This is a genomic window from Acidobacteriota bacterium (assembly GCA_016208495.1).
Lineage (GTDB): Bacteria > Acidobacteriota > Blastocatellia > Chloracidobacteriales > Chloracidobacteriaceae > JACQXX01.
On the sequence record JACQXX010000070.1, the window covers coordinates 224,171 to 236,494 of the forward strand.

At 49.4% G+C, this 12,324-nt stretch carries 7 protein-coding genes; 6 read left to right on the forward strand and 1 reads right to left on the reverse strand.

Annotated elements, in window-relative coordinates; translation table 11 throughout:
- The first annotated feature begins 253 nt into the window (after positions 1-253).
- The 6 genes from HY774_13595 to HY774_13620 all read left to right on the forward strand — a co-directional run bounded on the left by HY774_13595 (position 254) and on the right by HY774_13620 (position 11,423).
- Positions 254-2,461: a bifunctional (p)ppGpp synthetase/guanosine-3',5'-bis(diphosphate) 3'-pyrophosphohydrolase gene (locus tag HY774_13595; GenBank protein ID MBI4749518.1), complete on the forward strand. Its 2,208-nt coding sequence runs from the start codon at positions 254-256 to the stop codon at positions 2,459-2,461.
- A 251-nt stretch (positions 2,462-2,712) separates the two neighbouring features.
- A complete protein-coding gene (locus HY774_13600) occupies positions 2,713-4,137 on the forward strand; it encodes an alpha-amylase (GenBank protein MBI4749519.1) in 1,425 nt (474 codons plus the stop codon).
- Between the two features lie 25 nt (positions 4,138-4,162).
- The gene (locus tag HY774_13605) at positions 4,163-5,059 is read left to right on the forward strand and encodes a class I SAM-dependent methyltransferase (protein MBI4749520.1); all 897 of its coding nucleotides are present in this window, start codon (positions 4,163-4,165) and stop codon (positions 5,057-5,059) included.
- Between the two features lie 286 nt (positions 5,060-5,345).
- Positions 5,346-5,609, forward strand: coding sequence for a hypothetical protein (locus tag HY774_13610; protein MBI4749521.1), 264 nt, complete (start codon positions 5,346-5,348; stop codon positions 5,607-5,609).
- 393 nt (positions 5,610-6,002) lie between these two features.
- Positions 6,003-9,053: a protein kinase gene (locus HY774_13615; GenBank protein ID MBI4749522.1), complete on the forward strand. Its 3,051-nt coding sequence runs from the start codon at positions 6,003-6,005 to the stop codon at positions 9,051-9,053.
- A 162-nt stretch (positions 9,054-9,215) separates the two neighbouring features.
- On the forward strand, positions 9,216-11,423 hold the full coding sequence (locus HY774_13620; protein ID MBI4749523.1) for a hypothetical protein: 2,208 nt from the start codon (positions 9,216-9,218) through the stop codon (positions 11,421-11,423).
- Between the two features lie 300 nt (positions 11,424-11,723).
- Here HY774_13620 and HY774_13625 read toward each other — a convergent pair whose 3' ends face one another.
- Entirely contained in the window at positions 11,724-12,185 is a 462-nt protein-coding gene (locus HY774_13625; GenBank protein ID MBI4749524.1) for a DUF2306 domain-containing protein, read from the reverse strand.
- Positions 12,186-12,324 lie beyond the last annotated feature (139 nt).

Consider the following 12,324-nt stretch of genomic DNA (forward strand, 5'->3'; position numbering starts at 1 on the left):
GTCGTCAGTCATTAGTCTTATACCATTTTGGAATGATCCTATTGTATTAGCAAAAGGTTAAGTTGTTGATAAGATGGTATTTCCCTCAGCCCTTAGCCCGATACCCTCAGCCCAAAATGGTATTAGTTCGCAGGAAGATGTGGACCGGAAAGAACTTGTGCCCCAAAATTTCACACCTGATTGATTTTGCTATAATGAAATGAGTGTTTTGACTTTGAGGTTGCCGCACAGGGAAGCAGGAGAGTAACCACACATGATTCGGATTGAAGATATTCTGGACAAAATTGAACGCTATAACCCGACGGCTGATCTGGATCTCCTGCGCCGGGCCTATTTGTTATCGGCCAGAATGCACAAAGGCCAGGTTCGAAAATCAGGTGAGCCGTATCTCACTCACCCGATGGAGGTCGCCAATATTCTGGCTGACCTGAAGCTGGATGTCGTGTCAATCTCAACTGGATTGCTCCACGATGTCGTTGAAGATACACACGTTACCGTCGAAGAAATCGAACAACAATTTGGAAAGGAAATTGCTGAACTGGTGGATGGGCTCACCAAAATTGCGCATATTGAAAATGCTTCCCGCGAAGAGCGGCAAGCTGAAACCATGCGCAAAATGTTACTGGCAATGGTCAGTGACATTCGGGTGATGCTGGTTAAACTGGCCGACCGGCTGCATAACATGCGGACCATGGAGTGCATGGCCCCAGAAAAAAGGGCGGCCAAAGCTCAGGAAACGCTGGACGTGTATGCTCCGATTGCCCACCGGTTGGGAATGGGAAAGATCCGTGGCGAGCTTGAAGACCTGAGTTTCCAGTATTTGTACCCGGATGATTTTCTTCAGTTAAAAGCCATTGTTGAAAAACGCCGTGAAACGCTGGAACCCTATCTGGACGAAGTCAAAAAAGAGATCAACCGTCAGATGACACTTCATGGGATTCGAGTCGTTGATATTCAGGGACGAATCAAGCGGCTGTACAGCCTGTTTTTAAAGTTAAAGCGCCAGCGAATTCCAATTGACCAGGTCTATGACTTAATGGCGGTCCGGGTGATTACCGAGACCTTACCAGATTGTTATGCAGCGCTTGGGGTCATTCACAACACCTGGAAACCGGTTCCTGGCCGGTTTAAGGATTGGATTGCCATGCCACGAAATAATATGTACCAGTCGCTGCATACCTCCGTGGTGGGTGAAAAAGGACAGGCGTTTGAAATACAAATCCGAACCGCCGACATGCACAAAGTTGCCGAGGAAGGCATTGCGGCCCACTGGAAATATAAAGAAGGAAAGGTGAGCGCTTCCCAAAAGGACGATGAGATGTACCTGTGGCTCAAACGACTGGTTGAGTGGCAACAGGAAGTCTCAGATTCCAGGGAATTTATGGATGACCTCAAGGTCAATCTGTATCCCAATGACGTGTATGCCTTTACTCCAAAGGGGAAAGTACTTGAACTCCCCCGTGGTGCAACTCCGATTGATTTCGCCTATTCGATCCATAGCGACGTGGGGCAAACCTGTGCTGGGGCCCGAGTCAATGGCCATATCGTCAAACTGTCCTACCAGATTAAGAATGGGGATGTGGTTGAAATCTTAACCTCCCCCAATGCCCGCCCGTCCCGTGACTGGTTAAAGATGGTGAAGACCGGGCGTGCACGAACTCGGGTCCGCAAATACCTGGCCGAAAGTGAACGAATTCGGGCCTTGGAAATTGGCCGGAAAATGCTTGATCGTGAAGCCGAGCGGTTCAAGCTCAATGTGAAAAAAGAGGTCACTGAAATTGAATTGCAGCGAATTGCGCCAGACTATGGCCTGCAGCGAGCTGATGACATTATTTCAGCAATTGGGTACGGCAAGCTGGAAGCACGTAGCGTTTTATCGAAACTGGTTTCACCTCAACGGCTGGCCGAAGTCGAGGATGCTTCAAAAGATCCGACAGGTTTGAAACAAGTTGGAAAATTCATCAAACGAGTCCTTCGATTGGGCACGGACCGGATTCAAGTCCGGGGCGTGGATGATGTCATGGTGTTTCGATCCAAATGCTGCAATCCAATCCGAGGCGAGAAAATCATTGGGTATATTACTCGGGGGAAAGGGGTTGCAGTGCATCAGGTCCAGTGCCCCAACGCCCAGGCGCTGATGATTAATCGGGAACGCATCATTGATGTCGAGTGGGTAACAGACGATTCGATGTCGGCCTCGTATGCGGTCAGCTTTACCGTTGTGACTGAAAACCGTCAGGGGATGCTCGCTGATTTAACGGCGGCAATTTCAAATATTAAAACTGATATCCGGGACGCCCGGGCCTCGGTTTCAGACGATGGACGGGGACGCATCAACATTACGGCTGAAATTTATGATGTAAAACACCTTGAGCGTGTGATGCGTGCCGTTCGAACCGTCCCCGGAGTGGTGGATGTTGAGCGTCGGTTTGAGGCTGGAAGCGGCAACCAGACAGGGTGACGAGGTATAAGCGCCAGGGGAAGAAAATGTGAGCCTGTTTGAGACACGGAGCTGGGGAGACAAGGAGACAAGGAGACAAGGGGACAAGGAGAAAAAATATTCTCCCGCTCCCAACGTCGGGAGGAGGATCTCCTTGTCTCCTTGTCTCCTTGTCCAGATCGGGCTCTGTTCCTTATCCTGTCACTCAGTCACTTTGTCACCGTGTCACCCAGTCACCTGGTCACCTTATCACCTTGCCACCTTCTCACTCTATGCTGTTATATGAACTCAATGCCCGCCTGAATGGGGGGACTTTCGAGAAAATAACCCTCGAAGAACTTAACTACCTCAAAAAACTCCAGTTTGACGCCGTCTGGCTGATGGGAATCTGGCAAGTGAGCCCGCTCGGAATCAAACTCTCCCAACGCCACGCTTCAGATTTTTTTGGTTCTCCATATGCCATTTATGAGTACCAGCCCAATCCGGTGTTGGGTGATGTCTCAGCATTACGAGCATTGCGCGACCGGATCCATCAAGCTGGCCTGAAACTCATTGTTGATTTTGTACCCAACCATTTGGCGCTGGATACACCATTGATTGATCATCATCCGGGCTATTTCATCCAGAGCAGTCCACGAATGCGCCAGGAATATGCCAACGATTATTACCTGCACATGTCGGGACGTCGGCTAGCTCATGGGAAAGATCCATATTTCCCAGGTTGGGAAGACACCGTCCAACTCAACTATGCCAGCACCGGTTTGCGGGCGCATATGCGTAAAGTATTGAAATCAATTGCCACCCTGGCTGATGGGGTACGGTGTGATATGGCGATGCTGGTCCTGCGAAACCAGGTCAAGCGGCAGTGGTTTACCCGTGTTCCACAGGAAAAATTTGATGAATTGATGCCCCACGAGTTTTGGGACAAAGCCATTGCCGAGACCCAAAAAGTAACCCCTGAGTTTCTGTTTATTGCCGAAGCCTATTGGGATACGGAAACCTACCTCAACCAGCTTGGATTTCACTACACGTATCACAAGCGGTTATATGATGTGCTGCTGAGTGAATCACCCGCCCAGGCTGTGAATCATCACCTCCGGCATACGAACCAGGCGTTCCTCCAGCATTCAGTCCATTTTATTGAAAACCATGATGAGGATCGAGCCGCCACCCGATTTTCCCCCCAGGCTGGCCGGCGAGCGGCAGCCCTCATTGGGTTGTTACCCGGAATGGTTTTGATTCATCAGGGTCAAATGGAAGGAATGACCGAAAAACTTCCGGTACAACGGTTGTACCCCTTGCACCCACATACTGCGGACGCTGAGCTTCAAGCCTATTATCGCACTTTATTGGGGGTGGCCGCCCATCCTCTGTTTCGTAAGGGGCAATGGGCCTGGGCTGATTCAAACTGGAAGGATGGGGTGTGTTTCTGGCGTCAATATGGGGAAACACTCGGACTGGTAGTAATTCCAATTGGGCGGAAATCAATTCGGCTCCCACAATATTTGAAGGTCACACTGCCACCGACTGAGTGGGGATGCCCAACTCCAACCATTGCGCGAAGTTGGTGGCAAAACTCAAAACCCTTTGCCGTTGCGGCTGAATCCGACACTCTGGCCATCAAGCGGGCTGATGTCCGCAAAGGGTTGCACCCAATCCTGGAGGCAATTGTGATTGAGGCTGTCTCAGGAAACTAACCGACTGATGGGAAATGAGGTAGGCGTGAAAGTACCTGTCACACGCTATGACCGGTTCCAAAAAGTATTGGTGGCACTTCGCTGCCCAGGGTGCCAAAAAACTGGGTTTGAATTTGAATTTGAAGCTGAAAAACCAAATGCCAGGTCTCAGTTGACGGGGATCATCCGGTGTCTGCATTGTGTCAAAACCTACCTCAGTGAAGAGGGGGTTGTGGATTTGCTCCCAGATGGACCAACCGGGTTGACTGTGGCTCAATGGTCGGGCCAAACCAGCACCGTTTCCTGGTTATATGAACGCATCTGGCGCAACCGAGCCCTGGGATTGATGACTGGACAGGCATTCCCTCCTGAGCGGGAATATCAAGTCCTGGCCGAATATTTGCAGGCGTCGTTGACGGCGACTTCACACCTGTTTTTGGATCTGGCCTGTGCCACCGGGTATTATGGCCGGGCTCTGGTTGATCTTTTACAAAAAAATCATCGGGCTGATGGTGTTGATGTGGTGATTGGGCTTGATATTTCGCGTCCAATGCTTAAACAAGCCCTTGATTATGCCCGTGAAAATCACACCTTGGACCACACAATTTTCATTCGAGCCGATGCCACCAGTCTTCCGTTTGCAGATGGAACTCTGGCCGGGATTGCTTGCGGCGGGTCGCTCAACGAATACCGTGATGCGTTTCGGGTGCTTGTGGAAGGGAAGCGGGTATTAGAGCGCCAAAAGGGACGATATTTCGTCATGAATCTGCTCAAACCCGAAACCATGACCGAAAGGATCATTCAATCAACTTTGACACTTGGGAGTGGCCTGACATTTTTCACCAAATCAGAAGTGAAGGACTTGTTTTATCGGGCAGGACTTGAACTGGGCCGTCATGAAACAGTGGGACTGGTGGCTTTTTCCGAGTTAATGCGAAAATAGCGACCCCCATTCTCGGGTTCAGGGTTCAGGGTTCAGGGTTCAGGGTTCAGGGTTTTCGGAAGGGATGAGGGATGAAGGATGAGGGATGAAAAAATCACCCTGTCACTTTGTCAGTCGGTCATCTTGTCAGGGTTTAGGGTTCAGGGCAGGATCATTCAACTTGAATGGTAACGGCTGGTTTCTCAGCACGTATCTTGAGTGGGATCAGTCAACTCATCGCCGAAACCCTGAACCCTGAACCCGATTTCAGTGGGATTTTATTTTCTTCTGGGTCCCTTAAACAGAAATGACCTTTCGCCTTCCTTCAACCATCATTCTCAAACGAAAAAAATGGCACCAATTTTGTCTGGAGAATCAAGCGCTGATTGATGCAACAGGCTTGCCCATGATTGTGTTTGAAACCTGGGAACATTTCGAAGATTTTCTGATGCATGGCTATCTGGATCACCACCTGGATCCAACATCGGCCACCATTGAGGTCCTGACAAATGATCAGCAACAGGCACTTTACCTGCTGAAGCACCGATTTGAAGCGAACTGGTATGCCTGACGATTAGAAAAAAACGAGTTGATTGGGCTTCTTCCAGTGTCGGTTATGGAAATTCCAGGAATCCTTTTCCTTTTTTCCCTATCCCAGTATCATTTTTTCGGAATGAGCTGGTCAAACTCCCAAACCATTGATTTGCTCCTCCCCGTAAAAACCGATAACCTTCAAAAACCCCACCGAACCCTTCAAAAACTGATGCTTGTGGAACTCTTCTGATGTTTGAAACGAGATCATTGATTCTGCCAGCACAGCATCCTCAGATCGAATTGGGGCCGCTTTACCTTTTGGAAAATTAAGTGTCGGATATTGGAAAGAGTAAATTCCAGGTTCTTTGTAAGAGTCAATTTAAAGACCGACAGTCCTATCTCAAGGCGGTTCTATGTCAGAAAGAATGCAATGTTGAATCAACTTTCAGAAAAACCATTGTTTTTTCGATGTGTTCTTGCCATTGGAGTTATCGTGGCCGTGTATTACGTGTTTGGCCTCGTCATGATTGGGCGATATGGGACACTGACAAAAGACTTTGGGTGGAAAGCAAATTCGCAAGCTGCAGGTGTGGTTGTGACTGAGGTGGATCCTCAAGGTCCCGCTGCTGAAAAACTCCAGGTCAAAGATCGAATCCTGGCGATTAACGGCGAGTCTCGAATTCAGGGTGGAGCACGTGATCGAGCCTACTGGCTCAATCTGCGAAATATTGCTCCTGAGGTTCCCTATTGCCTTACAGTTGCCCGTCAGTCGGCTGTATTAGACGTTCAACTTGAAGCGCGGTTGATCCAGGACTTCCGAAATTTCATTGGGATTCCTTGTTATTTACTGGTGAGCCTGGCTTTTTATTCAGTTGGAATGTTGATCGGGCTTTCCAAACCCGAAGATCGGGTTGCCAGATTGGCGTCAATGGCTTCACTGACGATGGCGGCTATTCCGTATTTTCGGGTTCTGGAGCCATTGAGCGTCTTTTTTCAGCCGTTAGAGTTGGGAATGTATTACCTTACGGCGAGTGTGTACCCGGTCAATTTTGTGATCGCCTTCCACTTTTACTACAGCTTTCCCCAGGGGGCACCGAAATCAAGGTTTTGGGAAAGTGTGAAGTATGTCCTCTATGCCCTCAGCATTGTGCTCACCATTGCCTATCGTGGGCTGGATGTGGTGACGTTGCTTCCAACCCCAGACGCATTAGCCATTTTTACGTCCTACACAGTTCTATTTCAGCTTCAGACAACACTCACGTTGATTTTGTACTTGCTGGTATTGTCTGGAATTTTCGTGGTGGTGGTTCGCAATTACCGATTGGTGCCACAAGGAGACCAGCGACGGCGAATCAAACTGGTGGTTTACAGCACTGCCGCCGGAGTGGCTCCATTTCTTTTAAACATTGTCCTCGAAGTATTTACCGGCCTGGTCAGTACCGGCCTGTTACTGATTTCAGAACTGGCCCCCATCATTATTCCGGTTGGGCTTGGGTACACGATTATCAAGCACCGGGTGTTCAACATTCAGGTGGTGATCCGTCGTGGTGTGCAGTACCTGCTGGCCAAAAATGCATTGCGGGCATTGATTTCATTACCTTTAATTGCGTTTGTTGTCACCGTGTTTGTGAACCCTAATCGAACAGTGAAGGAAATACTGGTTCAGAATCAACTCCTGGTTGCCGTTTCATTCCTGGCTGGCATTGGCCTGATTTTTCGCCAGCAGGTGACTCGGTGGGTTGACCGCAAATTTTTCCGGGAAGAATACAATCAGGAACAGATTATGTTGCGGTTGATTCAGGAAATGAAAACCTTGAATTCATTTTCTGAAATTTCAAAACTGGTCAATAAAGAAGTAGACGCGGCGCTGCATCCAAAATCAATGTATGTTTTTGAGAAAGAACAGCATCTGCAGGCCCAAACCCTGGTCTATTCGACCCACCGACTTCCCCAGCAGCTTTCGATCCCGGACAATTTTCAACTTTTAAGGACGGTTGAACTCGACCTGCAGGTGTTGGAAGCACCATTTATCTTAAAAAAGCCGCTCCCCAGACACGAACTGGAGTGGCTTGAAGAACTAGGCGTCAATTTGATTATTCCGATGTGTGGAACGGATCACGGTTTGATTGGATTGCTACTGCTCGGAGAAAAAAAGTCCGAAGAGCCCTACACCCCAACTGACCAAAAGTTGTTGCTGGTCATTGCCGAACAAATGGCGGTCGTGTATGAAAATACCCGGTTAAAGGAACGGGTTGGTCGGGAACAAACCATGCGCAAGCAAGTGCTGGAGCGTCTCGAAGAACAAAATATCAATATCGTCAAGGAATGCCCTGACTGTGGTACCTGTTATGACAGTACTGATGAGTATTGCACGAAAGATAATGCCGAACTGGTCTTGTCACTACCCGTCGAGCGGGTGATTGAGCGAAAATACCGGCTGGAGCAATTGCTGGGAAAGGGTGGCATGGGAGCCGTCTATGAGGCCACCGATTTGCGGCTCAACCGGCGAGTTGCGATTAAAATCATTTTAAGCAGCATGTTTGGGAATCCAGCGGCACTCCGACGGTTTGAGCGTGAAGCCCGGGCGGTTGCCATGTTGAACCATCCAAATGTAATCGCCGTGCATGACTATGGTCGAACCAGTACTGACGGTGCCTTTCTGGTGATGGAACTCATCACGGGCATTTCCTTACGGGAAGCAACGCGGCGACAGGGCGGCACTTTGGGTTCGGATCTGGCAGCCGATTGGTTTGAGCAAATACTAAACGGCATCCAGGCGGCCCACGAATCTGGAATTGTCCATCGGGACCTGAAGCCAGAAAATATTCTACTGGTTGACCAGCCCAACGGTCAGAAAGTTTTGAAGATTCTGGACTTCGGGTTAGCCAAAATAAAGCCAACTGATGGAACGGAAGTCAGTAACATTACAGAGGCCGGGACTGTCATGGGAACGATGGGATATATGTCTCCCGAACAATTTTCAGGTGAGGAAGTTGATGAACGAACTGATTTATTTACCGTGGGTGTGATGGTGATTGAAGCCTTAACCGGACAGTTGCCCTTTCGCAAACGGACCATGAACGAATATCTGGCGTCGCTGATGTTTGATCATTTTCACCTGAGAGGGGAATCCCCCGAGATTCAGGCGCTTGACCGGGTACTGCAACAGATCCTGGCCAAAGAGCGAACCGGGCGTTATCCAACCGCGGAAGCGTTGAAACGAGCACTGATTCCCGCAATCCGTCGGTGTCCACCACTGGTGGTATCTCAAGCAAACGAAGTAGAGATTCATCAGACATTGGAGGGAATCAGTGGGGGCACGGGTATCAGAACGCTCCCGGATTTTGGCCGCGGTGATGACAATCAAACAATCTCAAAATTTGGTATCTCAGGTGATCATCAAACGTTGGGTGATCTTTCAATTGGGAATAATCAGATAACCGGTTTCAACCCAGGTGACGAAAAAACCAGGGACTCATAACCCAAACCCTGGTTTTACCTCCGATCAGGTGATCTGAAAAACACGAAAAACCACAGGATTCTTTCGTTCAGTGACTGACCAATCCCTCAGGGAATGGTATTGTTCACTGCTGGACTGCTTCCCCGCAAAGTTTAGCATTTATTTTGGTTACGGTAACTTATAATGGCTTCATCTGACCCAATCAGCACCCTGTCCCCTCCCTTTGTTCCTTCAGACATTGTTCTTCCTCATTCAAATAAATCTGACGTAGCGGAAGCCGTTTCAGGATGGTATTTCCGATTGAACCAGATTCACCCGGTCTGGATCGCTGCGATTCTGTTTGGAATCATTACACTGGTGGGGTATGGAAAATCCCGAAATTACACGGTGTTAAATTATAAGGCGGCAGATTATATTTTGGAGGACCGTGCGATTCGGTTTCTGGACTGGGAGCATGTGTCCTACATCTTTACTACCGTCCAGCAACTTGGGTATACCCCAATCCCCCGGCTGTCTTTTGCCCTGGATTGGGCCCTGTGGGGAACCGACCCAGCCGGTTACCGTGGAACCAACTTTTTACTGTTCTGGTTTGGCGTGACGCTGGTTTTCCTTTTCTTTTATGAAGTAACAACCAGACGGTTTACTGCCTGGGTGATTGCGCTGTGTTTTGCCGTGCACCCTGCGCAAATCGAAAGTGTCGTCTGGCTGGCTGGTCGAAAGGATGTGCTGGCAACTGTCTTTGGATTTGCGGCCCTCTGGATGTATCGCCGGGCTGTGGTGAATCCAGAAATGGTCCCGCCACTATTGACAGCCCAGAGGTGGCCACGGTGGGTGTGGTACTTCGGAAGCCTGATCCTGTTTATCCTGGCACTACTGACCAAAATCCAATGGGCCGGGCTATGTTTGGTCATTCTTGCACTCGATATCTATGAGCGCCGGCTCAGCTCGTGGCGGGTATTACCTCGATACATCCCTTTTTTAGCGGTTGGTGGTTTTTTATTTGGATTAACCCTGAAAATACAAATTGCGCAGACCGGAAAGCCACCATTGATTGATATTGGAGCAGTCTGTACCCGAATTGACCGATTTGTACTGACCCTCTGGCACATGATATGGCCAATGAACCTTGTCCCTGCCGAACCGGATCCATTCATGTCAACCTGGTTTTCCATATTGGGGTTGGGTGTACTTGCCTTGATCCTGGCCGAAGCCAGTTCGAGTCTCCGCAAAGGGCGACGCGAGATTTTTTTTGCAACAGTCTGGTTGCTGGCTTTTCTAGCCCCCTGGGCCAGTTTTGCTGGTATTTCAATCATGGGAATTGACCGGGTGATGTCAGTGATTGTTATCGGTATTTTATTTCCTTTGGCAATGGGAATCAGCCGGTTGTCTCCTAAAGTAGCTTGTTCAATAGTCGCGACGGTAATTATCTTCCTGGCAATAAGTACTTTCCGTACTATTTCAATGTGGGAAAAGGATTGCACTGTCTGGCGGGCGGTTGTAACCAAATATCCAACTGAAGTGTTTGCTTTGGCCAACCTGGTTTATGCTGAAACTGAAGCTGGGAATTTACAAGAAGCACAAAAAGCCTACCAGCGCGGGCTTAAGATTACAGAAACTCTTCCAACCATTTATCCGGCCTTGTATGGTGCTGGGGCGGCATTGGCTGAAAAACTTGGTGATGAGCCGCTTAAACAGCTTCAAGTCGGATTTAGAGATGCCCCGTATCAACCCCAACTCATGTCATATGCTGGACAACTTGAAATTTCGAAGGGCCGGTGGGATCGGGCTGAGTATTTCTTCCTGGTCGCTGATCGAATCGAACCTTCGGCGGGGCGGGCGGGGGTTTTAGCTCAGGTGTACTTAATGTTAAACAAGCCAGATAAAGGGCTTGGGTATATTCAAGTCGCACTCAAGAACGACCCATTTCAAGAAGACCACTGGCTCCTGAAGGGAAAGCTCTCAGAAGCGAGTGGAAAATTGGATGAGGCAAAAGCAGCCTATCACCGAAGTATTGCTCTGGCGCCAAATCTGATCGAACCACGGTTTCACCTGGCTCAACTCGCCTTCCGGCAAAATCACTTTGCAGAGACGATATCTCTGTTAAACCTTGACAGTACGACCTCTCCACATCTGGTTCTTTCAGCCAGTGCCCTGGATTTACTGGCAACGGCGTATCAAAAACAAGGGAAGCCAGCCCTGGCCCTGGCCACCATGATCCAGGTGACTCAAAAGGAAGACAATCCAGACTATTGGATTAAGCTGGCGCGACTTCAACTTGAACTTCATCAGGACCCAGGTGACTCACTGAGTCGCGCCCTGGCTTGTGATCCCGAACGACGCCAGGGGCTAGCGGCAGATCCCTCACTTGCCCCTTTCTTGGGGTTGAAGTAGGGGGGAGCTGAGGGCATAAGCGCCAGGATAAGGGAGCAGCGTCCGATCTGGACAAGGGAACAAGGGGACACGGGGACAAGGAGAAAAAAACCTTCTCCCGCTCCCAACCGGAAGGCATTCACGCTCTCAACGTCGGTGGAATGCTCTCCTTGTCTTCGTGTTTCCCCGTCTCCTTGTCACACACCGACTCACCTTTCCTTGTCCTGGCGCTTATGGGGGCCGAGAGGTAGTGTTGTCAGGAAAAAGGCTTCAATCTGGATCCTGTTTGTCTGGAGCTGGGTTCCTGACGAAAACCTGATATCAAGATACCTGGGTTTTTGACACAACAGCTTTATTTTCAATAATATACCATCCGATCAGGGAAACGAGGCAGGATGGGATCACGACCGCGAGCCAAAAACTGGTCCCCGGAATCCGGCAGGCAATCTCAGCGCTGGCGGCAGCAAGTAAGCCCACGTACGACCAGGACATAAACCGAATATGCTTTGAAAGCCAGTATTGGCGCGGGTGTTGTCGAATCGCGTACCAGACACCAGCCACTGTGTATCCAAGACTGATCAAGGCCAGGATATGAAATGGGCCAACAGTTTTGAATAACCGGTACAAACTCAATGCCGTAAGATTCAACCCCATCATGGCCGAAAAATACAAATGGCCGAATGTCCGGTGGAGCCGGGTTCCTTTGGGGAGTGTTACCACCAGGAAGCCAAAAAAAATTGCAGTTCCTCCCAAAATAGTGTGGATCAATCCAATTGTACTCATGCTCTTTTCATTTAGGTGAGAGGAACCTCGAATCCAGCCAAACACCAGGCCGCAGCCTGCTCAAACCCTGTCTCCTCTCCCCAACTCCTTTCCAGTTTGTTCAATGGTGTGAGGATAGAATGCTCTGGCGACTGTACGC